Here is a 20,200-nt window from a genome sequence, read left to right on the forward strand (position 1 = left end):
TGAGAACGATAAGGTTAAGAAGTTTATTCAAATTGTGGACAGTGCAACTGTTAATGAGGTATTAAGCTAGAGTTATTAATTTCTAATGTGCCTCGTATAAGGAGTATTGTTAGGATAGATGGATTTTATTTTCCTAACAATATTTCTTACGTCACATTCTAGGAGAGTTTTTTCCTTTATCGAGCGTATTATCGAAGACGAATTATAAAGTTAGAAGAGGTAAATATATATGAAATTAGAGAAAAATTTAATAGTAATAATGATTTCTGTGTTTATTTTAGGAATTGTGTCGACTTTGATATTTCAAGCTTCAACTGGTAATACCAAAGGTCATTCAATAAAGAGCGAGAATGTTGCACCAGTATCGAAAGATAATGTGACAGAAAAAGAAAAGAATAAAAAGATGGTAGTTGATTTCTATAATGAAGTTTTTAACAAGCATAATATTGATATTATCCCTAAATATGTAAGCGAAAATTATAAGCAACATAATCCTTTTGTTGCTGATGGACGAAAAGCCTTCATGGATTTCTTTAAGGAGGACTTTGTTAAAAATCCAAATTCCTCTGCAGAAGTTAAACGTGTAGTAGCTGAAGGAGATACAGTTGCTCTTCATGTACATTCTCGTATTAATTCTCAAGATAAGGGAGTTGCTATAGTGGATATTTTCCGTATAAAGGATGGAAAGATTGTCGAACACTGGGATGTAATTCAAGAGATTCCAAATGAGGCAGCTAATGATAATACTATGTTTTAGATAGAAGATATATCTAATTATTGTTTAAGTGAAAGAGATGTATAGAATTTAGAAATTTAGAGAGGTTATGTATATATGATTAAAATGAAGGGGTGTCCTAGTAGATATGGTACTAGGACACCTTTTTATATGGGAAATTGTGGATGTGAAAAACGCAATTGAAAAAGGAATTTGAATGATTTTGTCGAATGTATTTCATATAGTACTTTTACATTTTTAAATACATGAGTTTCCAAGAAAAGTGAGATGGTATGAAGGATGACTTTGTTCTAGTCAAAAAATCAATGATTAACGTGTTCTAAAAATGTTTATTAGTATGCTTTCCAATATTAATTTAAAGAATAAACAAGAAATGGACAAAGTCTTATATTAATTCTGTAAAGAATCATATATATCCCGAGTAAATAATTTATGTTGTGTAGCAAAAGTAAAAAGGTTACTTATTTTGACAAAAAAACCAAAAAAATATAAAATATAGGTGAGATTTACAACAAGGAAAGATAATTTTTATTTGAGTGAAGTATTTGACACTCCCGCCCCTAAAGGGGCCAGCTGACTCACTTCAGTGGGATTCTTGCTACAAAAAGGCGAAGTTCATTTTGGGTATCACTGACTTGTAAGATTGTGGTGTGCCATCACCACTCCCACAACAGACCATATAGGTTCGTGGGCTACGGTACTGTGAATATACTATTGATTGTTGGTTCTCTAATGTTTTTACGTCTTTTGCATAGCTATGAATAAAGTATACTATGTTTTGCTATGCAAAAACGATGCTTTCATCCCACGTCTAAAGACAGACTAAAGTCTTATATAGGCTTCCCTGTATCGTAAATTCTGTAATCATGCTGAATATAGACTTAATATTCAGCAGTATAATTTTTTTTATTTAATAAATGGGAAAACATCCTATAACTTTAAATTTGTGTATTTTTGCTGGTATGGCGTGAAGCTTACAGATTGGTCGGATGTGGTATTCATGGCTAAAGAATCTATAGCTATGTTTGTATGCGTTTTCGTATTAAAAAAGAAAGGTGTAGATATTGCTTATGAAAAATTTATATCAATCTTGTGATTTTTATATGTTAAGAACACCAATACTGCCTGTTGAATTCTATAAAAGCATTTGTTTTTCTAATGATGTTGACTTAGAGGTAGAACTCAAAAAAATATTGGAGACAAAAGAAATTAGAGAAGCAATTCAGATTGGAAGTATAAATTTATTTAATAATTTAGATAGAATCAACAATAAGGTATCTAGTTCCGTAATCAAATATTTAATTAGAATGTCTACTCGTACAACACCTTATGGGTTATTTTCAGGAGTAGACATCGGACACTTTGATGCTTTTTCAAATATACAACTTGATGAAATAAAAAGTTTTAAGAAACGAATGCGACCGGATATGGGATGGTTGTATGGGGTCATCAATAGTATCGAGCATAATAGAATGATCTTTAAATCTATTAAGGTGAAAAATAATGAATTAGTATATCAAAAAGGTGATAGATTAGAGAATCCATATGTAAGTAATGTAGGAATGATTAACCAAAAAAGTGGTGATTTAACGGCTTCAATACGTTGGTCGGATGTGCTACAAATAGTAATGAAAAATACTCAAAAGTTTATTGGAATTGAAGATCTAGTAAGTATAATATCAAGTAAATACCCTCATGTTAACGAAGATAAAATTTATAACTATTTAGAAGAACTAGTTCGTTATGATTATTTAATTACTAACTTAAGACCACCATTAACGGATATTAACCCGTTTGAATATGTTATAAAACAAGTTAAAGAGATTGAGGGTTCAGATGATTTATATAATCAGTTGTTGATTATTTCCACTAAAATTAATAAGTATAATACACAAACTATCGGTGAAAGCATTTCACTATTATTTGATATTAAAAAAGAGATGAAAGAAATTTATGAAAATGAAAATTATTTACAAGTTGATACAAGGATTTTTACAAACCAAAACACACTTAATAAATGTGTAGGGAGAGATATGGAAAAGTATTGTAATATGCTACAGAGATTGGGGGTAAGTGGTTGGGAGAATAATTCCATAAAGGCATATAAAGAGGAATTTATAGAAAAATACGGAATGGATATAGAGGTGCAACTTTTAGAATTATTAGATGAAGATATTGGTTTAGGAGCTCCAGCTGGTTACTTAAATCCAGTATCATATAAGAATTATGTACCTGAAATACCAAATGCAGAGGTAAAAAAGATTACAGAATTTATCGAACATAGAATCATTGAAGCTAATGCAATTCAGAATGAGATTATTAAATTAACTGACGAAGATATAAGTGAAATGGTGGGAGATAGTGATATACCAAAAGAAGAAGAATTTGCACCTTCAGTAGAATTTAATATTATAGTCTCTGCACAGAGTTGTGAAGAAATAGATAAAGGCAACTATCTATTATTTATTGGTCCTAACTTCGGATCTAATAAAGCTGGTAAGTCATTTGGAAGGTTTCTAGATATTTTGGATGAGGATGAAGCACAGTGGATTAAAGCAGAAATATATAATAAAGAAAAAGAAACTATTAATGATGAATATATAATGGTTGAATTATCGGAATGTTTGCAACATGGAAGAGGGAATAATGTTACAATCAATAGTAATAATGTGGAGTATGAATTATGTATAGCAACAAATCCAATAAATACAAAAGAAAAAATAGATATTACAGATTTATACGTAGGAATAAGTAGAGATAAATTCTATGTGAAATCAAGAAGTTTAAATAAAAAGCTTTATATTACTTCTCATCATATGATGACTCCTATGAATGGAAGCAATATAGGAAGGTTTTTAAAAGATATTACTTTTGGGTATCACTTGAATTTACTAGATATAGCACTAATGTTCCAAATTGGGAAATTCGATCATGTACCTAGGATAATGTATGATAATATTGTGCTAATACCCTCATCGTGGAAGATAAAAAAAGAGAAACTTAATTTAAGTTCCTACGAAGAATTTGAATTGAGTTTTGCGAGTTGGAGAGAAAAGAATAAAATTCCGCGTTATGTTTATCAAAAAGAAAATGATAATCGATTACTGTTTGATTTATGTAGCCATACACATATAAAGGAGCTATTTCATATCATTAAAAAACATAATGATGATGTACTTCTAACAGAAACGGAAATGAATCAAGATATTAATAATCTAATTGTTAAAGATAAGAATTCACAAAGGTATTGTTGTGAATTGACAATTCCGTTAATTAGAAAAAGTGTAATTTCGGAAGAGGATAAAGTAGAAAATTATGTTATAGAGTCGATTCAAACGGAATCTAATATATCACGTAATAGGAGTAAATTTAGTATTCAAGAGAAAAGTAGGGATTTACTACCTGGAAATGAAGGGTGGTATTATTATAAATTATATACGCCTAAAATTAGGATGGAAGAATTAATCGGGGATTATTTGTCTGATTTTTGTGAAATGTTAGTTGAGAGAAAATTAATATCCAAATATTTTTTCTTAAGATATGCTGACCCAAAGGTACATATTCGACTAAGAGTACAAGTTATTGGTGAAAATGACTTTTTAGTACAGACATATTTAAAGGAATTTATTAAAAATCTAAATAATAAAGGTCTGGTGAACACTTTACAGATTGAAAATTATGTTAGAGAGCTTGAAAGATATGGCGGTGCTGAAGTCATACAGAGTGCAGAAGATTATTTTTATGCTGATAGTATGTATGTTGGGCAACTTATTAAATTAATTAGAGAAAAAAAGATAGAGTATGATGATGAGAAGGTTGCCATTATAAGCATTATTTCAATAATGGAACAATTTAATGTTACATTTGAGGATCAAGAGAAATTATTTTCAAAAATAATAAATCAGAACGAATATCGAGATCAGTATAGAAAGCATAGAAAAGAATACATGCAATTCGCAAACTGGGAAGCTTTTTGCAACAAACAGTTAGTAGAAGGTAATTTGTATGAATTGATAAGAAAAAAACAAGAAAAAACTTTGATGTATAGACAGTCTGTCGATAACTTAGACCAAAGAGGTATGCTTTGCAATAGTAAACAATCTATTTTATTAAGCATTATTCATATGTTTTGTAACAGATTTAAAGGTGATACGGAATGGGAAAGGTTAATTATGGCGTTAGTTGCACATAGTTTATATGATTTAAAAGCCTTTAAAAATTCCATACAGAAGAAAAAAACTGTAGTTGGTTCTCATGGTTAAAATAAAGAATCATTTTAATTTATTAAAAAGAAATTTGAAGGTTTTCAATCGAGTTTTAAAGATTTTATTGCAGTGTAATTCTAAATATATAGCACTTAACCTATTTGTTATGCTTGTTAGTAGCTTAATACCGGTGACATTAATTACAATTATGAGGTATTTAATTAATTCTTTACAAACTCTTAATGTTAACTTATATGCTACTCTTTCTCTTGCTATATTTTATGTGTTAGTAGATTTGACAAACACTTTAATTGTGAAGGTAGATAGCTATTATGGAGAAAAATTTAGTCTTAAGTTTGCTGGAGAATTGAAGATGATGATTTTAAAAAAGACAAAAGGATTGTCTTTAAAACAATTTGAGGATCCTACTATTTACAATGTTATTCAACGTGCTGAGCAAGGAAGCGAAGGAACACTTTTTTCTTATTATACTACATACATTAATGTGATACAGAAAGTTATTACATTAGTCAGTGTATCGATTGTCCTTATTTTATGGAAGTGGTGGATAGTTTTACTCATCTCTTTAATTCCTATAATTACATCTTTAAAAATGCTCAAAATCAATGAAGAACAATATGTTATTCGGAGAAATAGAACTGGTAAAGATAGAATGCTATGGTATGTTGGATATTTGCTAACCAAGGATATAGCATTCAAAGAAATCAAACTGAATAACCTCAATTCATATTTTGTTAAAAAATATAAAGAGGTATACTCGTTTGTAGTAAATTCTGAAATGCCTATTATAAAGAAGCGATTTAAATTTGGTGTTTTATTTGGAGTACTGGATCAAATTATGTTGGGGTTCATTTTTCTTTTAATTGTAATAGATACATTTTTTAAAAAAATAATGCTTGGAGATACAATGGCTTATATTAATAGTGTATCTAAAGTAAAAGAAAGTGTAACCGCTCTTTTAAATAATATAGTTTCAATTTATAAAGAAAGCCTGTATATTAGCCAGTTATTTGAGTTTCTTGATTTACCACCAAATTATGATCCGAAAAGAACATATAAATTAGAAGATATCCATTCTATTGAGATAAAGAATTTAAGTTATAAATATAAAGATAATCATAACTTTGTTTTACAAAATATTAACTTATCTATTTCTTCAAACCAATTAATAGGTATTGTTGGAAAAAATGGTTCTGGTAAAACAACACTAATTAGAATTTTATCAGGTTTTTACGATGATTATGAAGGGGAAATATTCATTAATAATATCAACTTGAAACTTATAGATAAAAGTTCTTTAAGGAAATTAACATCTGTATTATTCCAAGACTTTTCTAGATACGAAATGACAGTTAGAGAAAATATTGGAGTTGGAAACTTAGATCAAATAAAGAATGATGATAAATTGAATGAAAGTATTGAAATGACAGGATTTAATAAGGTTTTAAATCAAGGACTTGATACGCAGTTAGGTAATTGGTTTGATGATGGAACTCAATTATCTGGTGGGGAATGGCAAAAAATCGCTATAAGTAGAACACTCTTAAAAAATTCGAAATTCCTGATACTGGATGAACCGACGGCGGCACTGGATCCAATATCAGAAATTCAATTATTTAAAAATATTCAAGAAGTTTTGTCTGAAAAAATCTCTATCATTATTACACATAGAATAACAGATATAGAGAAACTAGCAGATAAAATAATTATTCTTGAAGAAGGTAAAATCGTTGATAGTGGAAATCATTCTGATTTGATGGATAATTCGGAATTATATCAGAGGATGTATAATAAATCCGCTCATGGAATCATTAATGTCTAGGGAAATGAGAAAATATAGGAGTAATAAGTGTACTATAGGTTTACGCGTAGTTATTATTGACTATGCGTAAACTTAAAAGGCTAATTTCTTATACCTTATATGATTAAAATAAAAAGTTATTTTTTCCATTTTATCTTAAAGGAGAAAGAAAATATGGTAAAAGATATAAAAGTTAAAAATAAATTATTGGAAGATATAATAGATAAGTATATTAGCAAAATTGTAGAAGATAGTGAAAAAAATGTTGGGTTTGAAGAAACCTGTGCGACACTTCTAGTTTTAGGAGAAGGATATGATTTTTTTGCTAATAAGATAGAAATAGATGAAATTATATATCAAAACATGTTGAAAATTAAAGGGGCCATAACAAGTGGTGAATTATATGATAGACCATCACTTTATAGTGGGTTAACAGAAGTTGCTCTTTCAATATATACAGTATATAAGAAAACAGGTTATTATAAGAAGTTTTTAGATAAAATAAATCAGTTGTTAATAGAATGGACTGAAAGGTATCTAAAATATATTGACGTTAAGAATAATATAAGTACTGAGTACTTTGATGCTATTTATGGTATTTCTGGTATTACAAAGTATTTATTATTATTTACAGAAGAAGAAAAAATGAATAATTTATCTGTTAAATTACTTAATATCCTTGTTTATATGAGTGGATACAAGAAGGACGGAGAATTACTACTTCCTAGGTGGCATATAAAGAAAGAAAATTTACGAGTGGAAAGGGATAGAGTGAATTATCCTACAGGATATTTGAATTTTGGTGTAGCTCATGGTATTGCAGGTCCTTTAATGGTATTGGGAGAATCCTATAAAAAAGGTATTATTGTAGAAAATCATTTAAACGCAATTGCTAACATTGTAAATGAATATAAAAGATGTGTTTATGAATTAAACGGTTCTACTTATTGGCCAAATATGCTTAGTCCAGAGCAGTTCCTCGATAACCAAAACAATTTTCATAAAGAAGTAAATAATGAAAGTTGGTGCTATGGGGCGATTGGTATTGCAAAAGTTTTACTTAATACAGGGATTTGTATAGAGGATCACAAACTAAGTAATTGGGCACTTAGTATTATTGAACAAAAATCACAGTTAGAGATAAAAGAATTACTACTTAATTCACCTACACTATGTCATGGGTATGCAGGAGTGCTAAGTATATTAAAGAGTACCTATAATATACAAGCAAGTAGCATTTTAAAACAAGGGATGGATAAAATTGGAAAACAAATTATAAATATGTACGATGAAAATTCTCAATATGGTTTTTGGAATATAGAATCTTCAAAGAATATAGGGGAGATTAGGGAGGACAAAAATACATTTCTTGATGGAACAGCAGGTATTATTTTAGCACTTTTATACGCTAATGAATGTATTGGAGACACTTTTATGAATAAATTAGTAATTTGAATTTGATTGATAGAAAAGTTTTTTTAGGAGTTTGTTATAATGATAGGTTTATAGAAATGAAGGGGATTATAGGTGAAAAAAAATATATTTATTTTCAAAGTAATAGACAATGAGCTTTCAAAAATACTTCATAAGTATTTTGAAAAAGTTCAAATTGATACTCTAACTGGAAATATAACTTTCTATAAAGCTGTGACAATGAATATGGTGATAGCTGAATGTTACAGATTTATAGAATCGAAGTCAATAGCAGATGAATTAATTTACAATAATATGAAAATTATTCGAAAAGGATTAATGGAAAATACTTTAATAGGTGAAATGGCTCTGTTTGGAGGGTTAACAGAAGTTGCTCTATCTGTATACACAGTAAATAAACATACAGGTAATTATGAGAAGTTTTTGGAAAAAATCAATATGCTTTTAACAAGTAAGCTTCTTTCTAAAATGGATAATTTAAATAAAAAGATTCAAAGTTTAGAAGAAGTTGACTATGATGTTATATCTGGTTTATCTGGTGTTACTAGTTATCTATTATTATTAGGAAGGTATGAAGAAATAACTAAGAGGGCATTAGAACTTTTGGTACATATTTGTTCTTATAAAAATATTAATGGTAATGTTATACCAAATTGGCATATTCACCAAAAAAATTTAGATATAGAGAACAGGACTAATTACCCTAATGGTTATATAAATCTTGGATTGGCACATGGTATTGCAGGGCCACTTGTGATTTTAAGTAAGGCTTATAAAAATGGCATTATTGTAAAGGGGCAGAAAGAGGCTATATTAAATATAATAAATTTATATAATAAATATTCTATTAGAAGTGAAGGATATACTTATTGGCCAATGATATTATCTTTTGAGGAATATTTATCTGAAGTTAAAGAAAAGACGAATGTTAGAGACGGTTGGTGTTACGGAGGCATAGGTATTGCAAGGGCAATTTTTATAGCCTCTAATGCATTAATGGATAATAAAATGCAAGAGTGGGCTTATAAAATTATAGAAGAAAGAGCAAAAATGGGTATAGAAGAGTATAATTTGATTTCTCCTACATTATGCCATGGATATGCAGGAGTGTTATCAATATTAGCTAACACTATAAGGGAAAAGGAAGAATCGCTTTTAATAAAACAGAGAATAGATCATATTAGAAAAAAAATTATAAGCATGTTTGATGAAGCATCTAAATACGGATTTATTGATGTTGAATTGAGAATGGATGATGGGAAATATATACTAGACAAACAGGATACATACCTATTTATTAGTGGCGCAAGTGGTATTATACTGGCACTGTTATCCTTATATCATGAAAGTACATCATTAGATACGCATTTATTGATTTAAATAGAATTTATCAATAAAATAATGTAAATATTCATAAAATCCATGTAATAAAATTTGATTTGGTGATTTCTCACCAGGGGAGGAGTACCTATGGATATTATTTATGATAGTAGTACATTTGATTTAATTAATCATAAGGAACTTTGTTTAGACTTGAACCAATTAGCATATTTAAAACGTATGACAAAATACATTACCAACATATCAAACGATATTTATAAAAATATTGTAACAAAATCTCTCGATTTAAAGATTGAGGATGTTTTAGATGCCCTTGAAGCTTTGGAGAAAATTCAACCTATAACAATTTCAGCTATCATTATATGTATGAATGAAGAAAAGTATATAAAGAAATGCATCGAAAGTATTCAGTCATGTCAATTTGATGAAATTATTGTTGTAGATACGGGATCAACCGATAATACAATCGATATTTTGCATTCACTTCAAGAACAGATTCCACAATTAAAAATTTACCATACAGAGTGGAAAAATGACTTCTCTAAAGTAAGAAACTATGGGCTAGATTTAGCAGAATCAGAGTGGGTATTTTTTATTGATGCTGATGAGTATTATTTAAATCAAGAGGAACATAGTATCAAAGAAATAATTTCATTTTTCAGTATTTATTATAATGATGATTTATGTATGTGTCCAAATATCATAAATTCTAATAACCATGAATTGTATAATAATCCACGGATATTGAAAAGAGTTGCTGGATATCAATATTATGGTAATGTTCATGAAATGCTCCGCAAAAATAAAAATTCATACGATTTTGTCCCTAATATAGGACTAAACATTAAGTTTGGACATGATGGTTACCGTAATGACATTTTTATAACTAAAGATAAAGAGAGTAGAAATGTGGATTTACTAATGAAATGTATAGAAATGGAGCCTAATAATCCACTATGGAAATGTTATTTAGTAAGGGATGGGATGAGAAAACTAAGTACTAATTATATAATTCAACTTTGTGAAGAAACAATTAATTTGTGTGAAGCAAGGGAAAATTATTTCTTTACTTATTGTTATTATTGGGCACATACTTTATTAATAGACTTGTATATAAGTATGAAGGAAATTGAAAAAACTGCCCCTCTAATAAAGAACTTGCGAAAAAATAACGCAGGGTTAGATGAAACAGACATTTATTATAGAGAACAATTAATATATTTGATTAAGATAGAAAAGGATCTAGAGATAAAATTAAATGAAGTAAAGAAATATAGAGAGAATCATTCGAAAACAAATGGATCGGCATTAAATACACAGGGCTATCACTTAGATGATTTAATTATGCGTTTGAATTACTTCAATCATAATATGGATGAATATCATCAATATAAAAATTATCTTTATCAATTGAATTACTTAGTATAATTATTCTAGAGAGGATTATTTATCATGTCTATAATTAATGAGAAAGAAATTATTAAGGTAATAAGTGATGATGATAATAAAAAACTTATAAGTATATTTAACAACTATTTCAAATATATAGCATGTGATGATAATATAACATTTGAAAAATCTGTGACTAATAATATGCTTATTGGTTATGGATACAACATTTTTAAAGACAAGGTTTTTTGGGATGATATTTTGATGAAGAATATGAAAATTATTAGAGAGGAGATATTAAAAAGTAAGTTAGGTAGAGAGGTGTTCCCTGATACAAAATTAATTGATACACTCTATTCTAGTTATTTTGTTTGGAGAAATACGGGTTATTTCGAAAAATTTATTTATTCTTTGAATCATTATCTTGTTGATTTGACACAGATTTATATCAAATATTTTTATGAGAATAAACATAATGTAGGGTATAATTTCTTTTCCTTATCTTCAGGTTTGGCTAGCATATGTAATTATTTACTCGAATTTGGTTATGAATATCAATCAACAATTGAACAACTTCTCCAAATTTTTGTTTCTATAATTTATGAAGAGAATAGTAATAAAAGTAGAATCTATAAACAAATTGATATTTATGAAAAAACTTTAGATTTTAGTTTAAGTAATGGTATAGCCGGTATACTTTTAGTTATGGCTAAATCTTATAGTAAAAATATTGTCGTTTCAGGACAGATAGAATCTATAAAAAATATAATTCTTACATATCAGGAGTATGCTAAACGTATAGATACAATCACTTATTGGCCTGGTTTATTGAAATTAGATACTAAAGAAGATTTGAAAAATATGTATAATATGAAAGAAACCTGGTCATATGGTGCTCTTTCGATTGCGAGGGTGTTATATTTAGTTGGAAAGTGCTTAAAGGATTATAAGTTAACGGATTGGGCAAATAAAATTATTATAGAGAAGAGCCGCATGTTTTTACCGGAGTTTATTGTTACAAATGGTTCATTATTAACTGGATATACAGGCTTATTATGTATATTTGATGCAATGTATAGAGATGACGTCTCTATTAGGTATCTAAAAATGAATAATGAACTATTAAAAAAAGTTCTGGATTTGTATGCTAACAATCAAGAACCTAAATTTAAGTTTAAGAGAATAGAGCTGATATCTGGGAAAATTAATGAAGCAGAATACTTTCATGATAATACCATAAGAGAGGGATATACAGGTATACTCTTGTCATTACTATCAACTTTTTCAAATGTAAAAGACCTATTACATCCTTATATGGGTATACGATGATTTTGTTGAAAAGCATAATCTAAATTTATAATTACCATTTATAGTAGGGTATTTTATTACAGAATCACATTGTGTTATAATTATAATAGATTGAATTTTTTTACTTTTAAGGATGCAAATAATGATTCAAAGGAAAAGTAAAATTTGCATATAACCTAAAAAAGATTAACTTTCAGTAGAAAGGAAATGGATACAATGAATGAAAAAAATGGTTTTTTCAAAAAGTTATTTAAAAAGAGTTTTTTTATTGAATTAGATGAAGCATTAACTTATCCTTCTGCTCAAACCATATGTCAAGAAATAGAGAAATATGCGGCAGGATCTAAAGAAGAGCTACGTTTTGAAAGTAAAGTAAAGCCGGTAACTTTTTATTTAGATGATAAGTTGTATCGTGCTGAAATAAGCATGGCGCGTGGAGGTTATTACATATCTTGTAATGAGGTATAAGTGGGATAAAAAATATTTCTAATTTAATCAATAAATTAGAAATATTTTTATAATGAGTTAATTGAATATTTGGTAATGTTATGTCCTAGATTATGGATTATATTAGTATAGGAATTCAAGGGAAAAGAAATAGAGTTTCTGTTGAGATATCTTTTATATTTTTCCTTTGTAAAAAATAAGGGGAATTTTATTGTGAAATTATACCTATAATTAATAGTATATCATTATATTATTTAATTAGATTAGATTTGAATTGGGGAGCTATAGTTTTTGTAATAGATAAAATTATATATTTAGTATTAAAAAATAATTAATACAAAGGAAATAGGTCAATAAATTTTTTGAAAAATAAAACTAAACATAAATTGACATTTTTGGATAAAAATTCTATAATTTAATTGTATCATGATACAGTTAAATTATAGAAAAGGGGAATGGAAATGTCTAAATTTGATGAATTTGATCTTGATCTTCAATCAGTTAAATCGCAAGATACTCAAACACTGGCTGTTACTAACAACTGTACAACGGCTACAATTAATAGTTTGGCATATTGTACAAAAAACGGTCAATGGAACACTTGTTTATGTTCTACATGTTGTACAGGCTATACAGTTCCATGTGGCGGTTAATAATTTTGTCATCAAAGATAGATTACAAAAAAGAAGTTGTCCCAGAAGTTCGCTAAAAGCGAACTTTTGGAGACAACTTCTTTTTTTAATTAAGTAAATAAATCTATAAGTATAAGTCAAATCCCAAAATAGTAAGTTAAATAGAAGATAAACTTAAATATAGATTAAAGAAATGGAGTTAATATTTAACGAAAAGCATAGAGTAATATACAAGCCAGAGAATATAGAATTAAGTAAAGCCTATAATGAATTTAATCACACGATAATATATTAGATATAAAAATTATTAAAGGAATTTATGAAAGTAGTTATTTTCTTGCAGAATTTATTTTATATGAAGATTTCCATGAATATTACACGAAAAGTGGTCAGATAATTGGCATTATATTTAATAAATGCTTCTGTTATGTATATTGAGAACCTAATAGCTTATGGTGAATACCCAGTAATAATAGATTTAGAGACAATTATATCATCCAGATTTATTAGGTGACATGTTAGATAGGGAAAAAGCGTTTGAGATCATGTATGGATTATTTTGAGTGGGTTTTGCAGAAGCTATCTGGATTGTTAAAGGAATTATTGAATCTACAAAAGAGGAAAATGATATTATAAATATAAGTGCAGGCCCATATATGTTGAAAACAGGAAAATATTGAGAGGGTAGCAAAAATAATAGTGCAGAAATTAAAGCTTATCGAAAGGCAATTGATTACGCAAAGAAAAAAGGAATCATTGTTGTGAGTGCTATAGGAAATGATTCAGTAAACATTGATAAAAATAGTGAGTTATTAAATGTTTTAAATAATGGATTAAAAGATGAAGGGAAATTTGCGAAAGGCATAGTACAAGATATTCTATCCCAATTACCTCATATTATTTCGGTTGCTTCGACTGGTCCTAAGCAAACTGTTGCATCATTTTCGAATTATGGAAGAAATGCAATAGATTTTACAGTTCCTGGCGGTGATATCGAATTGCTGAACATGTATGGTCCAGAGAAATGGATGGAAGATGAGTTATTTAAAAAAGGAATAATTCTTGTTGCTCATCCTCAAGGGGGCTACTATTTTAACTATGGAAATTCATTAGCTGCACCAAAAGTATCAGCAGCTTTAGCATTAATAATCGATAAATATGGTTATAAAAAGAACCCAAATAAGGCAATTCAACATTTAAAAAGAAATAGTAATGAAAACAATAAAATTGATTTGTATAAGTCATTACAAAAATAATATAGTATACAGTGGATATGTAAGCCTCAGATAATTATCTGAGGCCTATTTTTCTATTAACTGCAGAGGTAATCAATTTTGCAATTAATTATGATAGTGGAAAAATTATGGTGCACCAAAGATTCATCAAATTCAAAGGCAAAAGGGATACGGAAACATTACTACCAAGACAACCTTAAAAACTAAAAAAATGCTCGTATGTAATTTATAGATATATCATTTATGTTATCTATATCATATAAACTACAGCACAAAAGGATATGGAAAAATAGTTAAGGGTGTTTTTAAATTTATACCACCATAAAGAGAAACCGCAACTAACGTAAGTTAATTGCTCAACTGAAGCTCATTGAAAAGAAAGCCGTTTTGGGAAAAGGCTTATAAGTAATCTAACGATGCCTTTAGGGTTTATTCAGAAAAGAATTGTGGAAAACTTTAGGGTGCTAAGATATGTCCTAGTCCGCAATATCAGCATTGAATGTATTTAATATGATTGATAATTGGGAGAGGAAATACAGTAGATTACAAAAGAGTTTTTTAAACATTCTTTATCACATAATAGGTTAATGGAACGGTATTATCTACAATTTCAAGTTTTATGTCATTCAACCATACCTTTCCAGATCCATTCAACTCAACACCTAATCCTAATGTTTGACAATTATGTGGGATGTCCAAGGTAATATGATAGTCTTTCCAAGAATTTGTTCCAAACCCTGAATTAGGATAGTTGTTATCAAAACCAAATAAATCAGATGTTTTATTTTCAGATCTAATCCATAAACCAGCATGTTTGTGAACCATTTCGGTCTTTAATGCTCCTGAAAGTCTAATTCTTTTATTACAGTAGGAACTTCCGTCTAAAATTATAAATGTAGTACCATGACCAATCGTTTTTTCTTTTAAAGAATATAAGCATAAAGAAGGTTTCCCTAAATATAATGTTTCATGGTCAAGATATGTAATGTACTTACTAGGTGTTTTTCCGGCTAAGACCCATTCTGAAGGTTTAATATATATCATTTATGTTGATACCGCCTTTCTATTATTATATACGATATTAATTATATCAATTCCACTATTTGTTTTTTTGATAATGTTTGCTATATTGCGAGAGCAAACTAAATAATTTCATATTGAAACTTCACCCTTAATAGAGCAATCTATTTCTAATTAAGGTCAAAATCTTATTATTAAAATAAATAAGAATTATAATGTGAACTTTGAATATAGATTTGTAGCGTAGCATCAACAATTCAATGATATACTTCTAATTTGCCAAGAATGGTTGATTTACATGAATCATTTGGGTTTGAAGGGAAGGATGAAGATAACTTCTATTTCATGTTTGTCGTTGACAAATCAACTGTTGAGCTAGCGAAAAACTGGATGCATATGATAAATCCGAATTTCACTCTTGATAAAGAGATTGATAGATTAGTAAATCCAAATCCAGAATTAAAAAAAGAAATTGATAGTTTTGTAAAAAATGATAAGGATTATATCAATCGTTTTGAAAAAGATAATCATAGCGTAGAATTAAATGTAAGTCCTCTACAGTGGGTAAGACCTGGGGAGTCTGTAGTTACTCTACATCCAGATTACTATGTATTAGGAATTTCTGTACAAGGAAAGTAATATTTAAGTAGTGTATTGATTTTCGTACAGTGAAGGATGGACAATATTAGGGCTTATTGATTTTTTGAAAAAGACCTACAGTTATTAAAGTGCACCCCAATTGTTAGACACATAATTAACAATTGGAGGTGCATTTTTTTTATTTGCTTTAACTGTATAGATTTTTTAAACAATAGATATTATTTCATTTCTTCTGTTTTAACGATGGAGCACTCTCTTTTTCTCGTCAGCGTTTGAACCAACAATTAAAACATTTTAATTCCTTTAGCAAGGCTTGTAAAATTCCAAAAGTTCAATTGGAATATTATTTTTGTATGCTATACATGCTTTTGTATCGCCAGGTTGAATGGTCTTTTTGTCAATTAACAAAAGCGCAGCAAACGAATTTGCTTCTATCTCTAATTTATCAACGGAAAAGAATGTATTCTTACGCAGAAAAGGTGTATTTGCATGAGTATGTAGAACCGCGTGTCCTAATTCATGGGCACAAACAGTTCTCTGCATAGATGGAGATAAATTAGTATTAATAACAATGAAACGATTTCTTTTTTCATATTTATAAAAACCATTTATTTCTTCATGTAAATCCCATGTTAGTACATGTATTTTTAAGTAATCTGCAAGCTCATAGGGGTTTGTCGTGTTGTATTTGGTGCAAAGTTGTTGGACTAGATCTCTAATGACGAATTTCAATGTTTTCCCTCCTAAGCTTGCATCAGTTATCGTCTGGATTACGATATTTCTTAGGCACGTATTTTTTATTGATTACTTTTGTTTGTTTTACAATGTACTCCATCGCATCTAATAATGACTCTACTGCTTCTTGACTCATAGGTTCACCAGAGAACATTAAGCCATCTTCGCCTTGTAAATCTTTCTTTATTTTTTCCATTCTTTTTGCTATATCTTTCTCATCTTTTGGCGTTACTTGTTCGTTTGGTTCGTCTGTAACAGATCGACCAAGTAAATAGTCAGTTGAAACTGAAAAGCAATCAGCTAATTTAGTTAAAACATCATGTGGAGGGAACCTCTCTTCTGATTCGTAGTAACCTATCATTCTTTGGGATACCCCGATTTTTTCTGCCAATTGTTTTTGGGTTAAATTCTCTTTTTTTCGTAAGGATTTTATTCTAAGTCCTATCATATTGTTCACCTCTCCATTGAACTAATTGTTCTCTTCGAATTTATTTTAGCACAAAAAGTTCTTTTGTGCATTGACAAAGAACAATTAATTCTTTAATCTGTATTTAGAACTAATTGTTCTTATGGAGGTAGGATAATGGGAAATAAAATGTACGATCCGAAAAAAAACTTATATAAAGAAATTGCTAGCTATTGCGGAGTAACTGAACGCTATATTCGAATGATAGATCAAAAAGAAAGAACGCCATCAATGGAGACAGCTAGGAAGATTGCACAGTTTTTTGATAAGAGTGTAGATGATATTTTTTTTAGTAATAAATCGAACTTTAAGTTCTTTTTGGCCTCGCTTTGGTTTAATAAGTCTGGAAAGTAGATTTTTTCATGAGGAAGTTAAAGGTTGCAATAAGTAAGTAAAAAAGGTTTGAAAATATGAGAGGTAGATAATATGGGGATTTTTCGAGTAAAAAAAGATAATAATTATTCCGTTATTAATAATACCGGTCTAAAGGATAAGAGGCTTTCTTGGAAGGCGAAAGGAATATTAGCTTACATACTCACACTTCCAGATGATTGGGTGTTTTATAGAGAAGAGTTATCGCAACATGCAAAAGACGGTATTAATAGCTTAAGAGCTGGAATGCAGGAATTAAAAGAGTATGGGTATATTAAAAGATTTCCGATTAAAGATGCAAAAAACAAAATTGTTAGATGGGAGACTATTATTTACGAAATCCCATTGGATGATTTCCCACCAGTGGAAAACCCACCTGTTGATAATCCTGTTGCTGGGAACCCACCGGTGGAAAACCTTAAGCTACTAAATACGGATATACAAAGTACTAAAGAAATAAATACGGATATACCAAATACAAATTATCATCATGATAATCAAGATAAATTACTATCACAAAGATTGATGGATGAAGATTTTAAAATAGCTTATAGCTATTTGCTGAAAAACGGTATTCCGTTAAGTAAAACAGCTATCCTAGAGCTCGGTGAATTTTGCGAAGCATTAAGTAGTGAAATAATTTTGGAAGCAGTAAAGAGATCAATTGATGAGAATATACCAAAGTGGAGGTATGTACGTAGAATTCTTAAAAATTGGGAAATTAAAAGGGTAAAAACACTAAATGATATTACTAAATTAGATGTACAGTTTGAACTTGCAAAGAATAAAAAACAAATTGGTTCAGGATATATCAAACGAATGGAAATGGTACCGGAATGGTTGCATCAAAAAGATGGTGAAAATCCAGGGGAACAACCCCAAAATAATACTCAATCAAATATAGATGAAGAGCGTGAGAGATTAAAGGCTTTATTAAAAAAATATAAATCATAGGAAACATCTACATGTTTAATACAATTGGAATCTGGAATTAGTTTACCTTTGTGGTACCAATAAAAGTAGAACCTAAATAAAGAAAAGTAGGTGAATTATTTTATGTTTGACTGGCTGAAAGATTATCAGAAATTAGAAGAAGAAATTGCATATTTAGAATATAACTTAGACAAATCAAAAGTAGAGTTAAAGCGCTGGACTAGTGGAGACTTGCAAAATATACGATTAACTGCTCAATCGGAAGGGGCTAAAGTAGAAGATCGGATTGGAGCTATTGAATATGAATTAGGACATAAGATGAATGAAGTTTTCGATTTAAAGATTTTAATTAATAAGTTTAAAGGTCTAGATCATCAAATACTCAAAATGAAGTATGTTGATGGAATGACCTTAGAACAAATCGCTTATGAATTGCATTATAGTACAGGCTATATTCGACGCAAACATGCTGAAATAAGAAAGATTGTCAAGTTCTTAGATGGATTTTAATGTTACCTTTTTGTAGGATACATGCGGTGTACAGAATGTATTGAAAAAATGATTTATAGTAGTAATATAAGATTTCGACGAAAGGGCAACTATTTTTATGGTTGCTCTTTTTGTTGTGAAAGAAGGTGAGCAACATGAAGTAATTTTATAGATTAATAGGTATTTGACTGATAGTCATATTTCGTAAAGTAGTAGTACTTTAGACAAAAATAATAGGGAAATAAGGAGATGTTTAATAATGAGTATATTAGCTGCTTCAGCTAAAACAAAGAATCTGCCACAACAAGTGTTACGTTGGCAATCGATGGTAGAAAGTGAATGTTCTGCACAAGGTGTTTCTGAGTTGGTTCCTTACGTACTTGGAATTATTATGGTGGAAAGTGGAGGGAACTCTGAAACAACACCTGATATTATGCAGTCAAGTGAATCACAAGGCTGGTCAATGAATACAATTAAAAATCCTAAAGATTCAATTTATTATGGAGTAAAGCATTTAAAAGGAGCTTTTGATGATGCGAAAAAAAATGGTATTACAGATTTAAGTGCCATTGTTCAATCATATAATTTTGGACGAGCTTACCTTCGCTGGTTAGCTTCTAACAATAAACAACATTCATTACCGGTAGCGGATCTGTACTCTAAAACGGTTGTTGCGCCATCACTTGGAAATACAACAGGTGCCATGGTTCGATATAGTAACCCGATTGCTGTGGCCTACAATGGTGGTTACCGATATAAAAATGGAGGGAATTTCTTCTACGCTGAAATTGTTAAACAATATGTAGATTTTAATGCAGGCGGTGTTCCGCAACCAGAGGGGATTGGGATGGCAAGATCAATATACTGGGAAGGATACGGCATTAATTACTACGATGGACCACACGGTAAATATATTGCGGACTTTACGACAGCAGCAGAGGTATTATACTGGGATGCGTACTGGGGCGATGATAATGATGTTTGGTTAGATTTAGGTAGAAGCCGTTGGGTAAAAGCAGAGCATTATTATTGGAGA

At 29.3% G+C, this 20,200-nt stretch carries 19 protein-coding genes and 1 pseudogene; 17 read left to right on the top strand and 3 right to left on the bottom strand.

All coding sequences use genetic code 11. The features are described 5' to 3' along the window. The 12 genes and pseudogenes from CER22_RS32870 to CER22_RS32210 form a co-directional block, all read left to right on the top strand. Nucleotides 1–70 (top strand): annotated as a pseudogene (locus CER22_RS32870) (nuclear transport factor 2 family protein); the annotation flags it as partial. A gap of 159 nt (nt 71–229) precedes the next feature. Continuing rightward, on the top strand, nt 230–757 hold the full coding sequence (locus CER22_RS32165; protein ID WP_088610628.1) for a nuclear transport factor 2 family protein: 528 nt from the start codon (nt 230–232) through the stop codon (nt 755–757). Between the two features lie 1,049 nt (nt 758–1,806). Beyond that, nucleotides 1,807–4,998 (top strand): lantibiotic dehydratase, encoded by a 3,192-nt coding sequence (locus CER22_RS32170; RefSeq protein WP_088610629.1) that lies wholly within the window; start codon nt 1,807–1,809, stop codon nt 4,996–4,998. After that, nucleotides 4,991–6,784, top strand: a complete 1,794-nt coding sequence (locus CER22_RS32175; RefSeq protein ID WP_088610630.1) for an ABC transporter ATP-binding protein — start codon at nt 4,991–4,993, stop codon at nt 6,782–6,784. Before CER22_RS32170 ends, CER22_RS32175 begins: the two co-directional genes overlap by 8 nt. A 153-nt stretch (nt 6,785–6,937) precedes the next feature. Then, nucleotides 6,938–8,218, top strand: a complete 1,281-nt coding sequence (locus CER22_RS32180; protein ID WP_179211984.1) for a lanthionine synthetase C family protein — start codon at nt 6,938–6,940, stop codon at nt 8,216–8,218. Nucleotides 8,219–8,290: 72 nt separating this feature from the next. After that, the gene (locus tag CER22_RS32185; RefSeq protein ID WP_088610632.1) at nt 8,291–9,577 is read left to right on the top strand and encodes a lanthionine synthetase C family protein; all 1,287 of its coding nucleotides are present in this window, start codon (nt 8,291–8,293) and stop codon (nt 9,575–9,577) included. 90 nt (nt 9,578–9,667) lie between these two features. Continuing rightward, nucleotides 9,668–10,966 (top strand): glycosyltransferase family 2 protein, encoded by a 1,299-nt coding sequence (locus CER22_RS32190; protein ID WP_088610633.1) that lies wholly within the window; start codon nt 9,668–9,670, stop codon nt 10,964–10,966. A 24-nt stretch (nt 10,967–10,990) separates the two neighbouring features. Then, nucleotides 10,991–12,256, top strand: a complete 1,266-nt coding sequence (locus tag CER22_RS32195; RefSeq protein ID WP_088610634.1) for a lanthionine synthetase LanC family protein — start codon at nt 10,991–10,993, stop codon at nt 12,254–12,256. A gap of 195 nt (nt 12,257–12,451) precedes the next feature. Beyond that, nucleotides 12,452–12,703, top strand: a complete 252-nt coding sequence (locus tag CER22_RS32200) for a DUF4318 domain-containing protein (RefSeq protein WP_088610635.1) — start codon at nt 12,452–12,454, stop codon at nt 12,701–12,703. Nucleotides 12,704–13,143: 440 nt separating this feature from the next. After that, complete coding sequence (locus CER22_RS32875) at nt 13,144–13,335, top strand: hypothetical protein (RefSeq protein WP_098517154.1); 192 nt, start codon at nt 13,144–13,146, stop codon at nt 13,333–13,335. A 376-nt stretch (nt 13,336–13,711) separates the two neighbouring features. Further along, on the top strand, nt 13,712–13,828 hold the full coding sequence (locus tag CER22_RS34070) for a DUF4135 domain-containing protein (protein ID WP_256943789.1): 117 nt from the start codon (nt 13,712–13,714) through the stop codon (nt 13,826–13,828). 193 nt (nt 13,829–14,021) lie between these two features. Then, nucleotides 14,022–14,570 carry a S8 family serine peptidase gene (locus CER22_RS32210; protein WP_256943791.1) on the top strand — a complete coding sequence of 183 codons (549 nt, stop codon included), beginning with the start codon at nt 14,022–14,024 and terminating at the stop codon, nt 14,568–14,570. A 537-nt stretch (nt 14,571–15,107) separates the two neighbouring features. Here CER22_RS32210 and CER22_RS32215 read toward each other — a convergent pair. Then, nucleotides 15,108–15,593 carry a hypothetical protein gene (locus tag CER22_RS32215; RefSeq protein ID WP_088610637.1) on the bottom strand — a complete coding sequence of 162 codons (486 nt, stop codon included), beginning with the start codon at nt 15,591–15,593 and terminating at the stop codon, nt 15,108–15,110. A 252-nt stretch (nt 15,594–15,845) separates the two neighbouring features. Between CER22_RS32215 and CER22_RS32220 the strand changes: the two genes are divergently transcribed. Continuing rightward, nucleotides 15,846–16,208: a hypothetical protein gene (locus CER22_RS32220; RefSeq protein ID WP_256943790.1), complete on the top strand. Its 363-nt coding sequence runs from the start codon at nt 15,846–15,848 to the stop codon at nt 16,206–16,208. Nucleotides 16,209–16,472: 264 nt separating this feature from the next. Here CER22_RS32220 and CER22_RS32225 read toward each other — a convergent pair whose 3' ends face one another. Further along, nucleotides 16,473–16,901 carry an ImmA/IrrE family metallo-endopeptidase gene (locus CER22_RS32225; protein ID WP_088610638.1) on the bottom strand — a complete coding sequence of 143 codons (429 nt, stop codon included), beginning with the start codon at nt 16,899–16,901 and terminating at the stop codon, nt 16,473–16,475. Nucleotides 16,902–16,923: 22 nt separating this feature from the next. After that, nucleotides 16,924–17,352, bottom strand: a complete 429-nt coding sequence (locus CER22_RS32230; RefSeq protein WP_088610639.1) for a helix-turn-helix domain-containing protein — start codon at nt 17,350–17,352, stop codon at nt 16,924–16,926. A 135-nt stretch (nt 17,353–17,487) separates the two neighbouring features. Here CER22_RS32230 and CER22_RS32235 point away from each other — a divergent pair, with 135 nt between their 5' ends. The 4 genes from CER22_RS32235 to CER22_RS32250 form a co-directional block, all read left to right on the top strand. Then, nucleotides 17,488–17,724 (top strand): helix-turn-helix transcriptional regulator, encoded by a 237-nt coding sequence (locus CER22_RS32235; protein WP_000527100.1) that lies wholly within the window; start codon nt 17,488–17,490, stop codon nt 17,722–17,724. 72 nt (nt 17,725–17,796) lie between these two features. Beyond that, on the top strand, nt 17,797–18,696 hold the full coding sequence (locus tag CER22_RS32240; protein WP_088610640.1) for a DnaD domain-containing protein: 900 nt from the start codon (nt 17,797–17,799) through the stop codon (nt 18,694–18,696). A 102-nt stretch (nt 18,697–18,798) separates the two neighbouring features. Beyond that, nucleotides 18,799–19,185: a DUF1492 domain-containing protein gene (locus CER22_RS32245; RefSeq protein ID WP_088610641.1), complete on the top strand. Its 387-nt coding sequence runs from the start codon at nt 18,799–18,801 to the stop codon at nt 19,183–19,185. A gap of 238 nt (nt 19,186–19,423) precedes the next feature. Then, a partial coding sequence (locus CER22_RS32250; protein WP_142293633.1) for a lysozyme family protein occupies nt 19,424–20,200 on the top strand: 777 nt, incomplete at its 3' end.

This window comes from Bacillus sp. K2I17, from assembly GCF_002209985.1.
GTDB classification, from domain to species: domain Bacteria; phylum Bacillota; class Bacilli; order Bacillales; family Bacillaceae_G; genus Bacillus_A; species Bacillus_A wiedmannii.